Origin of the sequence: Acetobacter fabarum (assembly GCF_040702925.2) — a bacterium.
GTDB classification, from domain to species: domain Bacteria; phylum Pseudomonadota; class Alphaproteobacteria; order Acetobacterales; family Acetobacteraceae; genus Acetobacter; species Acetobacter fabarum_B.
Genome location: NZ_JBFCXX020000008.1, coordinates 51,932 through 68,734 on the forward strand (window position 1 = coordinate 51,932; position 16,803 = coordinate 68,734).

19 protein-coding genes and 1 tRNA gene are annotated in these 16,803 nt (G+C 60.6%); 6 read left to right on the top strand and 14 right to left on the bottom strand.

Going from position 1 to position 16,803, the window contains the following annotated elements:
• Window positions 1–2: 2 nt before the first annotated feature.
• From AB2L51_RS07920 to AB2L51_RS07930, 3 genes are all read right to left on the bottom strand, one after another.
• A complete protein-coding gene (locus tag AB2L51_RS07920; RefSeq protein WP_395582358.1) occupies window positions 3–1,100 on the bottom strand; it encodes a transglycosylase SLT domain-containing protein in 1,098 nt (365 codons plus the stop codon).
• Window positions 1,101–1,171: 71 nt separating this feature from the next.
• Entirely contained in the window at window positions 1,172–1,396 is a 225-nt protein-coding gene (locus AB2L51_RS07925) for a hypothetical protein (RefSeq protein ID WP_166116822.1), read from the bottom strand.
• 165 nt (window positions 1,397–1,561) lie between these two features.
• Window positions 1,562–2,113, bottom strand: coding sequence for a DUF721 domain-containing protein (locus AB2L51_RS07930; RefSeq protein ID WP_395582356.1), 552 nt, complete (start codon window positions 2,111–2,113; stop codon window positions 1,562–1,564).
• 10 nt (window positions 2,114–2,123) lie between these two features.
• Here AB2L51_RS07930 and mutY point away from each other — a divergent pair, with 10 nt between their 5' ends.
• Both mutY and hemH read left to right on the top strand, forming a co-directional pair.
• The gene (mutY, locus tag AB2L51_RS07935; protein WP_395582355.1) at window positions 2,124–3,191 is read left to right on the top strand and encodes an A/G-specific adenine glycosylase; all 1,068 of its coding nucleotides are present in this window, start codon (window positions 2,124–2,126) and stop codon (window positions 3,189–3,191) included.
• Window positions 3,192–3,271: 80 nt separating this feature from the next.
• Window positions 3,272–4,312 carry a ferrochelatase gene (gene hemH / locus AB2L51_RS07940; RefSeq protein ID WP_395582354.1) on the top strand — a complete coding sequence of 347 codons (1,041 nt, stop codon included), beginning with the start codon at window positions 3,272–3,274 and terminating at the stop codon, window positions 4,310–4,312.
• Window positions 4,313–4,418: 106 nt separating this feature from the next.
• Here the strand turns inward: hemH and nth are convergent, their stop codons facing one another.
• Window positions 4,419–5,081 (bottom strand): endonuclease III, encoded by a 663-nt coding sequence (nth, locus tag AB2L51_RS07945; RefSeq protein ID WP_395582395.1) that lies wholly within the window; start codon window positions 5,079–5,081, stop codon window positions 4,419–4,421.
• Window positions 5,082–5,526: 445 nt separating this feature from the next.
• Here nth and AB2L51_RS07950 point away from each other — a divergent pair, with 445 nt between their 5' ends.
• Window positions 5,527–7,320 (top strand): ABC transporter ATP-binding protein, encoded by a 1,794-nt coding sequence (locus AB2L51_RS07950; RefSeq protein ID WP_395582353.1) that lies wholly within the window; start codon window positions 5,527–5,529, stop codon window positions 7,318–7,320.
• A 192-nt stretch (window positions 7,321–7,512) separates the two neighbouring features.
• Window positions 7,513–7,773: a type II toxin-antitoxin system RelE family toxin gene (locus AB2L51_RS07955; RefSeq protein ID WP_395582352.1), complete on the top strand. Its 261-nt coding sequence runs from the start codon at window positions 7,513–7,515 to the stop codon at window positions 7,771–7,773.
• A 216-nt stretch (window positions 7,774–7,989) separates the two neighbouring features.
• On the opposite strand, the gene AB2L51_RS07960 is transcribed toward AB2L51_RS07955, so the two are convergent.
• The 8 genes from AB2L51_RS07960 to gatC all read right to left on the bottom strand — a co-directional run bounded on the left by AB2L51_RS07960 (window position 7,990) and on the right by gatC (window position 13,489).
• Window positions 7,990–8,424, bottom strand: coding sequence for a hypothetical protein (locus AB2L51_RS07960; protein ID WP_395582351.1), 435 nt, complete (start codon window positions 8,422–8,424; stop codon window positions 7,990–7,992).
• Window positions 8,424–8,864, bottom strand: coding sequence for a glycoside hydrolase family protein (locus AB2L51_RS07965; protein WP_395582350.1), 441 nt, complete (start codon window positions 8,862–8,864; stop codon window positions 8,424–8,426). Before AB2L51_RS07965 ends, AB2L51_RS07960 begins: the two co-directional genes overlap by 1 nt.
• Before the next feature lie 244 nt (window positions 8,865–9,108).
• The gene (locus AB2L51_RS07970) at window positions 9,109–9,282 is read right to left on the bottom strand and encodes a hypothetical protein (protein WP_395582349.1); all 174 of its coding nucleotides are present in this window, start codon (window positions 9,280–9,282) and stop codon (window positions 9,109–9,111) included.
• A 327-nt stretch (window positions 9,283–9,609) separates the two neighbouring features.
• Complete coding sequence (locus AB2L51_RS07975; RefSeq protein WP_395582348.1) at window positions 9,610–9,912, bottom strand: hypothetical protein; 303 nt, start codon at window positions 9,910–9,912, stop codon at window positions 9,610–9,612.
• 151 nt (window positions 9,913–10,063) lie between these two features.
• A tRNA-Ser gene (locus AB2L51_RS07980) sits at window positions 10,064–10,156 on the bottom strand.
• Between the two features lie 107 nt (window positions 10,157–10,263).
• The gene (gatB, locus tag AB2L51_RS07985; RefSeq protein WP_395582347.1) at window positions 10,264–11,718 is read right to left on the bottom strand and encodes an Asp-tRNA(Asn)/Glu-tRNA(Gln) amidotransferase subunit GatB; all 1,455 of its coding nucleotides are present in this window, start codon (window positions 11,716–11,718) and stop codon (window positions 10,264–10,266) included.
• The gene (gene gatA / locus AB2L51_RS07990) at window positions 11,715–13,202 is read right to left on the bottom strand and encodes an Asp-tRNA(Asn)/Glu-tRNA(Gln) amidotransferase subunit GatA (protein ID WP_395582346.1); all 1,488 of its coding nucleotides are present in this window, start codon (window positions 13,200–13,202) and stop codon (window positions 11,715–11,717) included. The genes gatB and gatA overlap by 4 nt, the downstream gene beginning before the upstream one ends.
• The gene (gatC, locus tag AB2L51_RS07995; protein ID WP_275178373.1) at window positions 13,202–13,489 is read right to left on the bottom strand and encodes an Asp-tRNA(Asn)/Glu-tRNA(Gln) amidotransferase subunit GatC; all 288 of its coding nucleotides are present in this window, start codon (window positions 13,487–13,489) and stop codon (window positions 13,202–13,204) included. The genes gatA and gatC overlap by 1 nt, the downstream gene beginning before the upstream one ends.
• Before the next feature lie 80 nt (window positions 13,490–13,569).
• On the opposite strand from gatC, the gene ruvX reads away from it, so the two are divergent.
• Both ruvX and AB2L51_RS08005 read left to right on the top strand, forming a co-directional pair.
• The gene (gene ruvX, locus AB2L51_RS08000; protein ID WP_086647107.1) at window positions 13,570–14,049 is read left to right on the top strand and encodes a Holliday junction resolvase RuvX; all 480 of its coding nucleotides are present in this window, start codon (window positions 13,570–13,572) and stop codon (window positions 14,047–14,049) included.
• Window positions 14,050–14,140: 91 nt separating this feature from the next.
• Entirely contained in the window at window positions 14,141–14,629 is a 489-nt protein-coding gene (locus tag AB2L51_RS08005; protein WP_395582345.1) for an endoglucanase, read from the top strand.
• A gap of 101 nt (window positions 14,630–14,730) precedes the next feature.
• On the opposite strand, the gene AB2L51_RS08010 is transcribed toward AB2L51_RS08005, so the two are convergent.
• Window positions 14,731–15,015, bottom strand: coding sequence for a hypothetical protein (locus AB2L51_RS08010; RefSeq protein ID WP_395582344.1), 285 nt, complete (start codon window positions 15,013–15,015; stop codon window positions 14,731–14,733).
• A gap of 420 nt (window positions 15,016–15,435) precedes the next feature.
• Window positions 15,436–16,722, bottom strand: coding sequence for a 4-aminobutyrate--2-oxoglutarate transaminase (gene gabT, locus AB2L51_RS08015; RefSeq protein ID WP_395582343.1), 1,287 nt, complete (start codon window positions 16,720–16,722; stop codon window positions 15,436–15,438).
• Window positions 16,723–16,803: the final 81 nt, after the last annotated feature.

The following is a 16,803-nucleotide window of genomic DNA, read 5'->3' on the forward strand; positions in this document are numbered from 1 at the left end:
TTCTAGGGCGTTATGGCAATGCATGAAAGCCCCTGCTGGCGCAGGGCGGAGCAGATGGTGTCTGTCTGCCCGGAGGGAAGCCCCGCCAGCCGGGTACGCCATACGGGTGCCCGGCCAGAGGGTGTGATTTTCTCCACCCGGTTCATGGCATGGCTCAGTGCGGGGGAGGATTGCCGGGCCAGCGCAATGGCGTGCATGGCTCGCGCCGGGGAGGAAAAAGCCCCGATCTGGATAATGGCATTGCCCCCACTTCCCGCGGAGCGCCAGATAATGCCCGGACCGGCCAGAGGGGTGGAACTCACGCTCCGGTACGCGGCGGGCTGGTAGGCTGAGGGCTGTGGGGTGGAGTCGCCCGCAAGCGGCATGGTGGCGCTGTCATCCTGCTGGGCAGGGCTGGCCGCCCCGGCGGAAGGTGGGGGGAGTGTATCATCCTCCAGAGGGGGCGCGCTGGTTGGGCCATAGGGCTGGGCGGTGTTCTGGACCACCTGCACGGGGGCAGTCTGCTGCGGTGTCAGGCCCGGCCCGGTTTGTGCTGGTAGGGTGCTGGGGGGTACGGGGTCGTTCAGGTGAGGGGTAATGGCCGCCATGTAGGTGCGGGCATAGCCGGGCAGGGGGGCCCCGCGTGAGCGGTGGTTTTCCATGCATTGTGGTCCGCAATTGTAAGCGCCCAGAAAGTCGGGGGAGCCAAAGCGGTCGTATAACTCGCGGATATAGCCGGTCCCGGCCATAATGTTGTCGTGCGGGTTGTAGGGGTCGGAGCCAAGGCGGTAACGCTGTGCGAGCTGGGCGTATGTATCTGGCTTGATCTGCATAAGCCCGACCGCACCATGCACGGAACGGGTGAGGTGCCCGTTCATGTACTGGTGCCCGCCCGATTCCTGCTGCATCACGGCACGGATCCAGGACTGGGGAACAGAAAACCGGTCCGAGGCTTCGTGGATATAAGGCCCCCACGGGTTAAGGGCCGATCCCGGTGCATTATACGATGTTTTACCCGGCCCCGCGCAGGCGGACAGCACAGCCAGTCCGCCTAAGGCGATAAGGGAAAAGGCCCTGCGCCAGATGCGCTGGTCCGCATAGGTAAAAACACTTGGCAGCATGGCACGTATGGTGCCCGTTCAGGCGGGCGGATGCAAATGGTCATGCTGGCCGGGCTGTGCCCTGCCAGAGGCTATTTGCCGTGCTGGCGCATGCCTGCGGTTATGTCGTTCATAAGGGCCGGGTTTGTGCGGCGGATCTGGCCTGCGCGCAGCACGCTGGCTGCGGTGTAGCTCGGTCGGGTTGTCCAGTTTTCCAGAAACTGGAGGTCGGACAGGGTTTCTGGCCCATGCTGCCGCAGTGTTTTCAGGGCGGCTGGGGTAGTAATCCCTGGCGTGGTGCCGGGTTTACGCAACATAATGATCAATCCTGTTAGTGAGGCTGCTTTGCTCTTGAGTATTGCACAACTGCGCTACTGCGCATTGGGTGCGGTGCCTTAGAACACCCATAATGTGTCAATTTCAAGCGCTAAGCGGTTTTGTCATAAAACCATGACAATAAAATGAATAACTCTTTATATTTGTTATGTTTTTTTTATCGTGGTTTGTAAGATTTCCGTGCCCAGCCGCTCCAGCGCCATGCGCAGCGACTCATCGCCCATGTCGGGCAGGGTGCAGGTGGGGGCGACTCCCCTGCGGGCTGGCAGCCTGCGGCGTGTGCCTGCCGTGGGGTCCTGCACAAAGCGCAGCCGGGCAACCAGTGGCTCCCCGCACCATGTGTTGATCCGCGCCACAAGCATGTCGCCCTGATGTTGCAGTTCCATGGCGGCGGGGCCGGTGCAGGCCACGGTCAGCGTGGCCGCGCTCAGCTTGCGCGGGGAGGTAACAGCCGCATGGGCCGGGCCAACAACATCGGCCCAGCGGGCAAACAGCATGGCCCCCGTGGGGGAGCGGCGGCGGAAGGCGGGTGCCGTGACATTGGGGAGCAGCGCCCCCAGTGTGCGGGCCTTCATCACGCGGCGGGGGGGCTGTGGTGGTGCGTCTTCTTTTGCATGCGTGCGCGTGGCGGGCTTGCGGGGGGTGCTGGCCTGCCGTGCGGGCGTGCCCGCCTTGCCCGAATGAAGTTCCTTCGCCATAACAGCCTCCGTGATTACGCCACCCGCCCACGCCCTGCTGCACTGGTACGACCGACACCGCCGCACCCTGCCATGGCGGTGCACGGAGGGGGAAGCACCAGACCCGTATCGTGTCTGGTTGAGCGAGATCATGCTTCAGCAGACAACGGTCAAGGCTGTCGGGCCGTATTATCTCAGATTTGTGGAAAGATTTCCAACAGTGCAGGCGCTGGCCAGCGCCCCAAGGGATGATGTGCTGGCCGTCTGGGCCGGGCTTGGCTACTATTCCCGCGCGCGTAACCTGCATGCCTGCGCACAGGCCGTCGCGGCCCTTGGGGGCTTCCCCCGCACGGTAGACGGCTTGCGCGCCCTGCCCGGTATTGGCGCCTACACGGCTGCCGCTGTGGCGGCCATAGCCTTTGGCGTGCCGGTTGTGCCGGTAGACGGCAATGTGGAGCGTGTTACTGCGCGCCTGTACAATGTGCAGGACCCGCTGCCTGCGGCCCGCAAAACGCTGGCGCAACTGGCCAGTGGGCTGAATACGGATGCTCCGGCCCGGACCCGACCGTCCGATTTTGCACAGGCTTTGTTTGATCTGGGGTCTTCTTTGTGTTCCCCCCGCCAGCCTGCGTGCGGGCTATGCCCGTGGCAGGGTGTGTGCGAAGGGTATGCACAGGGTACGGCGGCCACATTGCCGCGCAAGGCCCCCAAGGCCGAACGCCCCGTGCGGTATGGTGTGCATTTTATGGTCATGGACCGGGCCGGGAACGTGCTGCTACGCAAACGGCCCGAGACAGGTCTGCTGGCCGCCATGACCGAACTGCCCGGCACCGAATGGCGCGCAACACCATGGACCGGGACTGAAGCGCTGGCCCATGCCCCCGTTGCCGCGCAATGGAGCAATGCGGGTGCGGTCAAACACGTGTTTACGCATTTTACGCTGAACGTGGTTGTGTATGCCGCGCGGGTGGAGCGCTTTTCCAATCAGGATGTGGGGGAAGGGTTTTTGTTGCCTGCGGCACAGACCAAAACCGCATCGCTGCCATCAATTATGCAAAAATGTATGTCAACAGGATACGACTTCCTGCATCGTGCATGAAAAGACGGAGTGTTCTGGCGCACAGCACCCGGTAGGGTGGTCCGTGCGGGTCGGGCCGTAAAAAAGAAAAAAGAGGTTACATGGCTTTCCACCATATTCCGCCACAGGCCCATCTGCCCGTTCAGGGCCAGCCTCCCTATGGCAGGCCGGGTGTGCTGCTGCTTAACCTTGGTACGCCCGAAGGCACAGGGTACCGCGCCGTGCGCCGCTACCTGTCCGAGTTCCTGTCCGACCGCCGGGTGATCGAGGGCTCGCCCCTGTTCTGGCAGCCTCTGCTTCAGGGCGTTATTCTCACCACCCGCCCCGCGCGCAGTGGTCGCGCCTATGCCCGTGTGTGGGATGCCGAGCGGAATGAAAGCCCCTTGCGCACCTACACCCGCCATCAGGGTGAAAAACTGGCCAGACAGTTCGAGGCTGATGGCGTGCCTGTGGCATGGGGCATGCGTTATGGCCGCCCCAGTGTGGCGCAGGCGCTCCGCTCGCTTATGGAGCAGGGATGTGACCGCATTGTGTGCCTGCCCCTGTACCCGCAGTACAGTGCAACCACCACGGCCACCGCCAACGACCAGCTCTTCCGGGTGCTGATGAAGCTGCGCAACCAGCCTGCCATCCGCACCGTGCCATCCTTCCCCGATGATCCGGATTTTATTACCGCCGTGGCTTCCTCCATCCGCGAGGAGCAGATCCACGCGGAGCAGCCGTTCCAGATGGTGGTGGCCTCCTTCCACGGGCTGCCGCGCCAGTATGTGGACAAGGGCGATTCGTATCTGGCGGAATGCACCCGCACCGTGGCCGCCCTGCGCGCCGAACTGGAGATGGATGAAGCCACCCTGCCCATGACCTTCCAGTCCCGCTTCGGGCCAACCAGATGGCTGGAACCCTACACCGCGCCCTTTATTGCGGGCCTGCCTGCAAAGGGCGTCAGGCGTATTGCGGTGGTGACCCCCTGCTTTATGGCGGACTGTCTGGAAACGCTGGATGAAATCGGTCACGAGGTGCGCGAGGAGTTCATGAAGGCGGGCGGCGAGTCCTTTACCCTTGTCCCGTGCCTGAACGACAGCCCCGCCAGCATCAGCCTGCTGGAAAAACTGGTCCGGCGCGAATTACAGGGCTGGCTGTAGCGCAGGCTTGCCCTCGCGCCCCCGCCAGAGCAGGGGTGTGGTGGTTTTCGGGGCTGGCCGCGCAGGTTTTCCGCGCGGGCCAGCCATGCAGGTGGGGGCTTTCGCGTTATGGCGCGCGTGGGGCTTTGGGGCGTGGCAGAGGGGTCTTGTCGGGGAACAGGCAGCTCTGCTGTGCCGTGCACCGCCAGCACTCGGGCTTGCGCGCCTTGCACACGTACCGCCCTTGCAGAATAAGCCAGTGGTGGGAGTCGCGCACCATGGGAAGCGGGATACGCGCTTCCAGCTTTTTTTCCACCGCCTCTACCGTGCGGCCACGGCCAAGGCCCGAGCGGTTGGCCAGCCGGAACACATGCGTATCCACGGGCACCGTGGGTTGGTTAAAGGCGACATTCAGCACCACATTGGCGGTTTTGCGGCCAACACCGGCCAGTTTTTCCAGCGCCTCCCGCGTGTGGGGGATCTGCCCGTCATGCTCGGCCAGCAACTGGCGGGAGAGTTCCACAACGTTTTTGGCCTTGTTGCGCCATAGCCCGATGGTGCGGATCAACTGGCCTACCTGCTCGTCCCCCAATGTGGCCATGGCCAGCGGGGTGGGGGCTGCGGCAAACAGGGCCGGGGTTACGCGGTTGACCGAGGCATCGGTCGCCTGAGCAGACAGCACAACAGCCACCAGCAGGGTAAAGGGTGTGGTGTAGTGCAGTTCCGTCTGGGCATCGGGCCATGCGCGGGATAGGTCGGTGAGGAACTGCTGGACCTCCGCCTTTGTCATGTCCCGCAAGGCGGTCTGGGGCGCGGTCTGGGCTTTGGGGCTGGCGGCTTTTGCGCGGGGCTTGGCCGTGGCTGCGGGGGGCGGTTCACGGGGCGGGGTGCTGGCCGGTTTTGCCGTGCGCCTGCCGCTGGCCTGTGGCGCCAGTGTGGCCTGTGCGGGAGTGGCTTCTGCCGGTGTAGGTTCAGGCGCATGGCCCGGCAGAGGGGTATTCTGCCCTGTGGCACGTTGCACGGGGGCATCCTGCTTTGGGGCTGGCTGTGTGCTGGCCCTGTTATGAGTGGTCTTGCGGGGGGCTTTGGGGGGCATGGGGCTGCTTGTTGCAAATGGGCTGGGGTGTCCATTTTTCCAGCCGTGGCGGGTTTGCGCAATATCGCGCCATCACGCTACAGGCTAAACATCTGCGCTGTTGGCGTGGGCGCACACGCTTTTTTCGGGTTTTTGGGTCATGGTCACTTCTGCTTCCAGCACAGGCTCTGCCGCGCGGAAAACGTCTTTGTTTGTTGATGCGCTGGGCTTTGTCATGCGTCTGTGGCTGGCTTTTCCCCGGCCTCTGGCGGTTACCGTGGGTACGGTTCTGCTGGCTACGCTGGCCGATGTGCTCATGCCCCTTGCCGCAGGACGGCTTGTGGCCGATGTGGCCGAACCTGCCAGCCAGCCCACCCGGCTGGAAGATGCGCTGTGGATGGTGGCAGCCCTTGCCGCCTGCGGCTTTGGCAGCGTGCTGGCCAAACGCTACGCTTATCTGGGTATTACGCGGCTGACCACGCGGGTCATGCAGAAAATCGGCATGGAATCGTTTGCGCATGTGCAGCGCCTGAGCACCGACTGGCACGCCAACACCTTTGCAGGCTCCACGGTCAGGCGGCTCACCCGTGGGATGTGGGCGGTGGACATGCTGGACGACACGCTCCTGCTCATGCTGCTGCCCGAGTTCTGCCTGCTGGTGCTGACAACCTTTGTGCTGGGTTGGCACTGGCCCGCCATGGGGGTGCTGCTTGGGGTTCTGTCAGTGCTGTTTGTGGCGCTGTCCTGCACCTTGACGCTGTATTATGTGGCGCCTTTCGCACAGGCTGCCAATGCGGGGGATAGCAAGGTTGGTGCGGCCCTTGCCGATGCAATGACCTGTAATGCTGTGGTCAAGGCATTCGGGGCCGAAGCGCGGGAGGAAGCCCATCTGGCCCGGATACTGGACCAGTGGCGCACCGCAACCGCCCGGATGTGGATACGCGGCACGGATAGCGCCAATATTCAGGCCGCGGCCGTGGTGGTCATGCGCCTGTCTCTGGCGGCTGCGGCTATCTGGCTGTGGTGCAAGGGCCGCGCGGGGCCGGGGGATGTGGCCTATGTGCTGACCATGACCTTTCTGGTGCAGGGCTACCTGCGTGAGATCGGGCAGCAGGTTTCCGTCGTGCAGCGCTCGGTGAACGAAATGGAAGAGCTGCTTCTGCTCTGGCGCACCCCCGCAGGGGTGGCAGACCCCGCACAGCCGGTTGAACTGCGTGTGACACATGGGGAGATCGCGTTCGAACACGTGACATTCCAGTATCCGGGGCAGCAGACACCCCTTTTTACCGATCTGTCAGTGCATATTGCACCGGGTAGCCGTGTGGGGCTGGTCGGGCCTTCGGGGTCGGGGAAGTCCACATTGACCAAGCTGCTTTTGCGGTTATACGCGCAAAACAGCGGTCGTGTGCTGGTTGATGGTGTGGATACGCAGAGCGTGCGTCAGGCCGACCTGCGCCGCCAGATTGCCCTTGTGCCGCAGGAGCCAGTTCTGTTCCATCGCTCGCTGGCCGAGAATATTGCCTATGGCAGGCCGGATGCCACACCCGAACAGATTGTGCAGGCGGCTCGTCTGGCCAATGCGGCGGATTTTATAGAACGCCTGCCCGAAGGCTACGCAACTCTGGTGGGTGAGCGGGGTATCAAGCTTTCAGGCGGGGAGCGCCAGCGCGTGGCCATAGCCCGCGCCTTTTTGGCGGATGCCCGTATTCTGGTGCTGGATGAGGCCACGGCCAGTCTGGATTCCGCATCCGAAGCCTTGGTGCAGGAGGCCATGGAACGGCTGATGGAAGGCCGCACGGTGCTGATTGTGGCACACCGTCTTTCCACCGTTGTCGGGCTGGACCGCATACTGGTGTTTGAACACGGCCAGATTGTGGAGGACGGCACCCATGCTCAACTGGTCCAGCAGGAGGGGGGGCTGTACCAACGGCTCTATAACCTCCAGAGCCTGTAAGACTGGCGTAGGGTAAAGCGACGTGACCCGGTTTATAAAAAATGGGGAACAGGCTGAAGATATAAGGATTTTTTGAATAAAATCTCCATGCTCTGTCCACTGCTGTGCTGGCAGTCTGGGGCAGAAGCTGGCTGGATATGCCCGGAAAAACGGGAGGTAAGCCGCGCTCATCCCGCATCACCATGACATTTGATGAACTTGCCGCCCGTCACGATGACTGAAGACGCAGGCTCAGAGGACGAACAGAAGGTCTATAAAGTCGGGTTCGACGACAAAGCGCTGGAGGAATGGGACGCACTGGATGGAAGCATCTGTAAGCAGTTCCGGAAGAAATTACAGAAACTCAGGCACAATCCCTATTCCCCCGGCAATGCGCTTACCGGAGGATTGTCGGACTATTACAAGATCAAGCTGAGAGATGCCGGTTACGATCATGGTGGGCGTGTGCGTTGACTGTCTGTTCCACAGCAGCGATGCATGCCCTGATCGATGCGTTGAAAGAGTCATTACGGGAGTAGTGTCTGCTTCTGGGATAACCAACGTGCCCAAGCATCTTCCGAGATGTAGGCGATTTCCGTCTATCTGCTGGATGCTCACGGAACCGACAGGCAGTTCTGGCAGACCCGCCGAGCGTTATGTTGTCGGCGGGATTGCCCGACGCAAAGATCGTCACCTGCGATGATGCCGTTTCGGTTGGCACGATAGGACTGTGACACCAGCCGTATCTTCAAAATCGCCCGGATGTGCCGTGAGAGGCATGGACACGACATCGTCGTTCCGATGGTCGGCATAGACGAACGTCAAATAGTAAGATCGGTCGTCGTTCGAAGGATCGCCATCAAACATCTTGTTCCATTCCAGCAGGTTGCGTCGCAGCGGTGATCCGACGTCGCCGCTGCGGGTCCAGACCGCCGACACACAGGTCGAAACACGCTCGACGCGCACGATCAACCGCCCATTGAGAAACGCTTTTCCATCAAGCTCCTCGTTGAACATCGTATTGCCGTTGTAAGACTGTTCCTCCAAAGACTCCGGTCTGGCGCCCGCGTGCGCGGTGCCGCTGATACAGACAGCGCAAATCAGGCTTAGGATAGCGCGGAGCATCAATATCGTCCTTCCAGCAGCAGCATGGCCTCGTCATGCCGTCTCCGGACCAGACCACGCAAGACCTTGCCTTTCGAGCGTACCTGCGCCTCGATGATTCCGACGGCCTTGCGTTTGTCGCCGCTGTTGATAGCAGCACGGACACCCGGCCAACCTCTTCCTGGATTGTAGACGAACGACACGAGGGCATTGAACTCATTTTGTGTCAGGGAGATATGAATGCCCCGACGAACAATCGCTTCATAGCTGGGAAGATTGACCTGTAGAAGACGACTCTGCTGATCGTCCGTCAGATTGACGAGATTTTTATTATCCCGTGCGAATTTTTTGGCCGCTTCGCCACGCAGACCAGCACCCGCCGCCGCCTTGGTCGCCAGATCGGAGGGGAGTTTTATAAACCGCAATTTCTGCTCGACCTCCGCTCGGGAACGGTCGCGCATGTCATAACCAGGTCCGAGCGTTACGCCGGACGCCCCGCCCGGCCAGTGCAGACGGTTGCTGACGCCCCTCATCTCTTCGTGGCGTTCAATAAAACTGCTTCCTTGAAGCGACGTCTTAGTCGCGCTGGGAACTCGTGACGATTCTGATGGTGACCGGGTGTGGGACGGATTGCAGGTACAGTTTGATCCAGACATATTTCCTCATTTCCTGTGGCTTGATGCCACAGATAAGCTAAAAAGTTCATCAGCACGGAGCCAGAGAAAGACGCGTGGCCCCGGCCATTTCCACAGCCCCGAAGCCAACCGTAGCCAGACCTTCGGCCCGGTTAAGGGTTTTCTGGCTTGGTAGATAGCGTCTGACGAGTTGGTGTTCGCTCATGACAAATGTCAGGACGGGATGCCGGTTGGTATTCGACATGACGTGTCCTGAAATGCAGACACAAAAAAAACCCGCCGGGCCAAGGCGAGCTTTGCGTGTCGCGTGGGTGATCCTTGCCACAGCTCTGCCATAGCAATTTTGGGGAGGATCATGATTTTGTGGAAAAGTCCGAATCAGTGGATATCACTATCCGAACTATATTTAATATATAGCAAAAGCCGCGCGCGGATACCAAAGGAAAATAAACTGGCGGAACTTTACCAATGTCCGGTTTTGCGAAACTTTTAGCCATCCGCAAATGTTTAATATAAGGGCGAGTGCTGCCCGTCTGCTCAATTCTCGAAGCCTACAGGCAGAACAGCGAAGTCACGCATGAAGACGATTCGTCTCCTGTACTGCGCCTCGCTTGGTCAGGGTTACCTGTTTGAGGTACAAGTCGATGACATCCGAAAGCGAGGTCTCGCGCTCTCTGGTCTGGTCAACATAAGTATTCCCGTCAATCTTGCTGACCGTCTCTGTTTTGAATTGGACGGCCTCGGCAAAACTGTCGAAGGTTCGGCCGGCCGCGACCCCCTTTGCGTCGGATCTTGACCTCGTATTGGCCTGGACCGCGACGGTAAATCCCTGGCTCTTTCGTCTTCTCGTGCTTTGCCATTTTGCCATCTCCATGACGGACAGACCCTGTCCGTTTCTGGATATGATTTTAGTAATTGTCGCAAATTGTCGCAAAAAAGGCTGCTGAACGCACGAAAAAGCCTTGGAACAAAGCCGGAATGTCCCGGAATCCATTTTCTTAATCTATTGATTTATATGGATACTTTGGCGGAGGGGAAGGGATTCGAACCCTCGATACGACTTGACATCGTATAACGGTTTAGCAAACCGCCGCCTTCAGCCTCTCGGCCACCCCTCCGCCGAAGAGTGCAGACACGACGTTTGCATCGCTGCTTTTAGGGGGTTTGGCGCATTCCGTCAAACCCCCTGATGCGTAATTTGGTGTTATTTTTTATCTGGTCGTTTTTACGCGTCCAGATGGGTCTTCAGGGCGTCGTTCACCATGGCCGGGTTGGCCTTGCCCTTGGTTTCTTTCATCACCTGCCCCACAAAAAAGCCGAACAGCTTGTCTTTGCCGGAGCGGTATTCGGCCAGTTTGTCGGGGTGTTTTTCCAGCACGGCGGTAATGGCCGCATCAATCGCACCCGTATCGGTAACCTGCCGCAGGCCCTTCTTTTCCACGATGGCATCGGGGCTTTCGCCCGTTTCCACCATGTCTTCAAAGACCTCCTTGGCAATTTTGCCGTTAATGGTCTTGTCCGCAATCAGGTCCAGCATCTTGCCCAGTGCATCAGCACTGACCGGGCTGGTCTCGATCGTGTTGCTGGTGCGGTTGAGGGCGGCAAACAGGTCGCCCATAACCCACGTTGCTGCCAGCTTGCCGTCCCGCCCACGGGCAACGGCCTCGTAATAGTCGGCTACGGCCTGCTCGGCTATCAGCACCCCGGCATCGTAAAAGGCAATGCCGTATTCGGCCTGAAAGCGTGCGCGTTTGGCATCGGGCAGTTCGGGCAGTCTGGTGGCCAGTTCGTCCACCCATGCCTGTTCCAGCACCAGCGGCAGCAGGTCTGGGTCGGGGAAGTAGCGGTAGTCATGCGCATCTTCCTTGGAGCGCATGGTCCGCGTTTCGCCCCGACTGGGGTCGAACAGGCGGGTTTCCTGATCTACTTCGCCCCCGTTTTCCCAGATTTCCACCTGACGGGCGGCTTCCACCTCAATGGCCTGCATGACAAAGCGGATGGAGTTGACGTTCTTGATCTCGCAGCGCGTGCGGAAGGGTTCCCCCGCCTTGCGGACCGATACGTTGACATCGGCGCGCATGGAGCCTTCTTCCATGTTGCCATCGCAGGTGCCGAGGTAGCGCAGGATCTGGCGCAGCTTGCGCAGGTAGGCCCCGGCTTCTTCGGGCTCACGGATGTCAGGTTCGCTCACGATTTCCATCAGCGCCACGCCGGAGCGGTTGAGGTCCACAAACGACTTTGTGGGGTCCTGATCGTGCAGCAGCTTACCCGCATCCTGCTCAAGGTGCAGGCGGGTAATGCCGATTTCGCGCACATCCCCGTTCTGCAGTTCGATGCTGATGGTGCCCTTGCCCACAATGGGGTGCTCGAACTGGCTGATCTGGTAGCCCTGCGGCAAATCGGCGTAAAAGTAGTTCTTGCGGTCAAACCGGCTGAACAGGTTGATCTGCGCGTTAAGCCCCAGCCCTGTGCGAATGGCCTGCGCCACACATTCGTGGTTGATGACGGGCAGCATGCCGGGGAATGCGGCATCCACCAGACTGACCTGTGTGTTGGGGTCCCCCCCAAAGGTGGTGGACGCACCGGAGAACAGCTTGGAATGGCTGATAACCTGTGCGTGGACTTCCAGCCCGACCACAATTTCCCACGTGCCGGTGCGGCCTTCAATCGTGTAGCTCATGCGCCTGCTCCCGCATGGACGGATGGCGTGTGCGTAAAGCCTGCCGCCGCTTCCAGCGCGCCGCCAATGGACAGCACGGTTTCTTCATCAAAATGCCTGCCAATAACCTGTAGCCCCAGCGGCAGTCCGGCATCGTTCAGCCCTACGGGAACGGAAAGTGCGGGCACACCGGCCATGCTGGCGGGCACGGTAAAGATGTCGTTAAGGTACATCTGCACCGGGTCGTCCATGTTCTCGCCCTGTGCAAAGGCGGCGGACGGGGCGGTGGGGGTCAGCAGCACATCCACGTTTTCAAACGCGTTTTCAAAGTCACGTTTGATCAGGGTGCGGACCTTCTGCGCCTTCAGGTAATACGCATCGTAATATCCGGCGGACAGAACATACGTGCCCATGAGAATACGGTTGCGCACTTCCTGCCCGAAGCCTGCGGCACGGGTGGCTTCGTACACACCATCCAGCGAGGGGGCGTCCTTGCGCAGGCCAAAGCGGATGCCATCATACCGTGCAAGGTTGGAGGAGCATTCGGCTGGGGCAATAATGTAGTAGGTGGTCAGCCCGTAGCGCGTATGGGGGAGGGAGACATCCACCACTTCGCAGCCTGCGGCCTTCAGCCATGCAATGCCCTGTTCCCACATGGCCACAATTTCGGCTGGCAGGCCGGGGGCGCGGTATTCTGCGGGAATGCCCACGCGCAGGCCCTTAACACTTTTGCCCACGGCTTTGTGGAATGCGGGCACGGGGCGGTTGGAGCTTGTGCTGTCCTTGGCGTCAAAACCCGCCATGGCTTCCAGCATCAGCCCGGCATCGGCCACGCTGCGGGTCATGGGGCCTGCCTGATCGAGCGAACTGGCAAAGGCAATGGTGCCCCAGCGGCTGCACCGGCCGTAGGTGGGTTTAAGGCCGACAATACCGCAATAGGCTGCGGGCTGGCGGATGGAGCCGCCTGTATCTGTGCCCGTTGCGGCCAGCGCCATGCCTGCGGCAACCGCAGCGGAGGACCCGCCGGAGGAGCCGCCGGGCACAAGGGCGGTGGCCTCGTCCCCCTTGCGCTTCCACGGGTTTGTGGCCGGGCCGAAGGCGGAGTTGATGTTGGCCGAGCCCATGGCGAACTCGTCCAGATTGGTCTTGCCAAGGAACACTGCGCCTGCGTTCAGCAGATTGGCGGTTACCGTGCTCTCATAGGGGGGCACAAAGTCGGCCAGTATCTTGCTTGCAGCCGTGGTGCGCACGCCCTTGGTGCAGAACAGGTCTTTTACGCCAATGGGCAGGCCGTCCATAATACCGGCCGTGCCGGCTGCGTAGCGGGCATCTGCGGCGTCGGCGCTGGCCAGTACGTCGGCTTCGGGCAGGACGGTAATATAGGCGTTAAGTGCGGTGTTCAGGCGGCCAATGGCGTCCAGATGAGCCTGTGCCAGTTCCCGCGCGGAAAACCTGCGGGCGGCAAGCCCGGCGCGGGCTTCGGTTAGGGTTAGACCGGTCAGCATTATTCCACCACCTTGGGTACGGTATAAAAGGGGCCAGATGTTTCGGGCGCGCAGGCCAGCAGGGCATCGCGGCAGTTGCCGTCGGTCACCCTGTCTTCACGCTGGCGCAGGGTTTCGGTTTCTGTTCCCACCATGGGCGGCACACCCGTAACATCCACTTCGGCAAGCTGGTCAATCCAGCCCAGAATGCCATTAAGCTTCTGGCGCGTGGCCTCCAGCTCGTTTTCCTCAAGCCCTATACGGGCCAGTTTTGCGATGCGTCGGGTGGTCGCAAGGTCTAGCGACATGAGAGTGGGCCCCTCTTTCTTCAGTCTGATATAGAGAATTGCACCTAGCATAATCGCGCGGAAGGCAACATACCATGGGCATGACTCTTCTTACTCTTCCCCAATTAGCTGCCACCCTGCCCAGACATGCCCGTCTTCTGGGCATAGACCCCGGGCGCAAACAGGTGGGGCTGGCGCTGTCCGATGTCTCCCGCATGGTGGCCTCCCCCTTCCAGACCGTAAAGCGCGGCAAGCTGGGGCAGATGGCCACCTTTATCCGTGCTGTTGCGCAGGAGCATGGGGTGGCGGGGCTGGTTGTGGGGGTGCCTCTCTCGCTCGACGGGTCGTTTGGTCCGGCGGCGCAGGCCAGCCGGGACTGGGCCATGGACCTGTCGGCCCAGACCGGCCTGCCCACCTGCCTGTGGGACGAGCGTCTGTCCTCCTCCGCAGTCAACCGGATGCTCATACAGGAGGCCGATCTGTCCCGCGCGAAGCGGGCGGAAGCGGTGGATAAACTGGCCGCCGCCTATATTTTGCAGGCAGCGTTGGACAGCATGCCCAGCGCCATCACGCCTTTCTGATTCCAGATTGGGGGCTTTTTTTTGCCACAAAAGGGCTTCAGACCCAGAGAACATAAGAGACATTACAGGATATTCAGAAAGGAACGGCCCAATGACCAAGCAGTCATGTGCTACCGCGTTAGTGACCATGGTGGGTGCTGCCGTATTTGCTGTCAGCCTGCCCGCAGCCCCTGTGCATGCGGAAGATGGCGCTCTGACAAAAGCATGGAATTCCACCCGTCAGGGGACGGAAAAGGCGTGGGACAAAACCAAAACCGGTACGTCCGAGGCATGGGACAAGACGAAAGAGGGCACATCCAAGACGTGGCACAAAACCAGAGCTGACACCGACAAGGTCTGGGACAAGACCAAAACCGATACGGACAAGGCCTGGGATAAAACCAAATCTGGCACGGAAAAGGCTTGGGACAAGACGAAGTCCGGAACCGAAAAAACGTGGGACAGGACCAAAACCGGCACCACGGATGCAGCGCATGACGTAGGCAAGTGGGGCGAACGCACGGGCCAGAAAATTGGTAACACCAGCACTGCCGTCGGGCACGATATCCGTAACGGCTTTACGGATGATAACAAGAAATAGGTCCGGATCGGTCTGGCCCATAAAAAACCCCGCCCTCCGGTCTGGAAAGGGCGGGGTTTTTTATGGGCTTCGCACGGCTGGCCGGATGTGTCCGCTCCGGATCAGGCGAAGGTGTCCAGTCCGCTGGTGTCGTTCTGTGCGGAGTTGGAGGCCGAACCCGAGGAACCACCCGTTGTGGTTGTGGAAAGGATATCCCCGCTGGCATCCTTGACGATGGTTGTAATGGAGCCGTCGGCATTAAATGTCTGGCTGGTCGTGGTGGTGGAAGAAGAGGAACTGTCGCTCCCCGAAGCAGAAGAGCCCGAAGCCGTGCCGTTGGAAGAGGACGTGCCGAACAGGCTGTTGACAGCGCTGCTGCCGCTCAGATTCGAAATGGAAGAAGACATAGGGACACCCCGTCTCTCTGATGGTTTAAAAAAACTCGCGGTATTGTCGAACCGGGGCGAAAGGGATGTCAATCTTTATCCATCAGGTCCGCCCTGCGGAGACTTTAGAGGCGGAGGACGGGCTGTGCGTTAATGGTCCGCGTTATGGACCTGCCAGTAGGTGCGGTGCGCGGAGCGGAGCGTGGCCAGCCCGGTTTTCAGGGCCAGCCAGTAAGCTGCGAAGGCAGTCATGCGCGTGACCTCCATCAGTTTAAATTCTTTTTTATCCTAATGGGGAATCATGGCCTGACTATGACCCCGGCCTGACCCGCGCAGGCAACAGCCCGTGACCGGCACATACACAAAAGGCGACTCCCCCGCCCCCGTGGGGGAAGGAGAGCCGCCTTTTGCAGCAGGTTTAGTCCCGTAAGGGGGAGCTGATCAGGCTTTGGCTTCTTCGATCAGGATCTGTTCAATAATGTCCAGCCCTTCATCAAGCAGCGCGTCAGATGCGGTCAGGGGGGTCAGAATGCGGATGGTCGCACCCTGCACACCGCAGGCCAGCAGGATCAGCCCTTTTTCGCATGCTCTGGCGCAGAGCTTGGAGGCAAAGCCTGCCCGCTGTTCCACGCCTGCGTGGCGTTCAAGAATGTCAAAGGCGATCATGGCGCCCAGACCGCGCGGCATGCTGATGGGCAGCATGTCCGTGCGCCTGTGCCATGCGGTTATGCGTGCCTTCAGGCGTTCGCCCATGGCGTTGGCGCGGTCGAGCAGTTTTTCCTCGTCAATCACGTCCAGCACGGCAAGGGCTGCGGCACAGGCCAGTGGCGCGCCTGCATAGGTGCCGCCCAGCCCGCCGGGGGGGACGCTGTCCATCAGGTCCGCATGGCCAATCACGCCAGAAAGCGGCAGGCCACCGGCAAGGGATTTGGCAACGGAGATCAGGTCCGGTTCCACGCCGGAGTGTTCAATGCCAAACAGCTTGCCGGTCCGGCCAAAACCGCTCTGCACTTCATCGGCAATCAGTTTAATGCCGTGCTGGTCGCACAGGGTGCGCAGGTGCCTGAGCAGGGCCGGAGGGGCTACGCGGAACCCGCCTTCGCCCTGTACGGATTCAATGATAATGGCGGCGACATTGCTGGGGGCAATATCGGCGGCAAACAGGAAGTGCAGCATTTTCAGGCTGTCTTCCACCGTAATGTCATGGTCGGGGAAGGGGACATGGTACACTTCGCCCGGCAGCGTACCAAAAGGCGCCTTGTAGGGCAGTACCTTGCCGGTCATGGCCGAAGCCAGCAGCGTGCGGCCATGGAACCCGCCACAAAAGGCGATCACGCCATTACGGCCGGTAGCGGCACGGGCGATCTTGACCGCGTTTTCGGTTGCTTCCCCACCGGTGGTGAAGAAAATGGTCTTGGCCGGGCCGGAAAAGGGCGCGCGCGCGTTCAGCTTTTCGGCCAGTTCAATGTAGGATTCGTAAGCCGAAACCTGAAACGCCGTGTGCGTAAAGCGTTCGAGCTGCTTTGCCACCGCAGCCATCACCCTGGGGTGGCGGTGGCCCACGTTCAGCACGGCAATACCGCCAGCAAAATCAACGTAGCGGCGGCCTTCCACATCCCACAGCTCCGCGTTTTCGGCCCGGTCGGTAAAAACGGGGGTGGAGGTGGAAACCCCGCGCGGCACGGCGTTGTTACGGCGGGCCAGCAGGTCTTTGTTGGTGGTGCTCATGTCAGGTTTGGCTCCGGTTGACGGTCTATGGTCCGGCCCATGCCTGAGGCGGGGCAGACATGTTTGTTCCGTAAGTGGTTT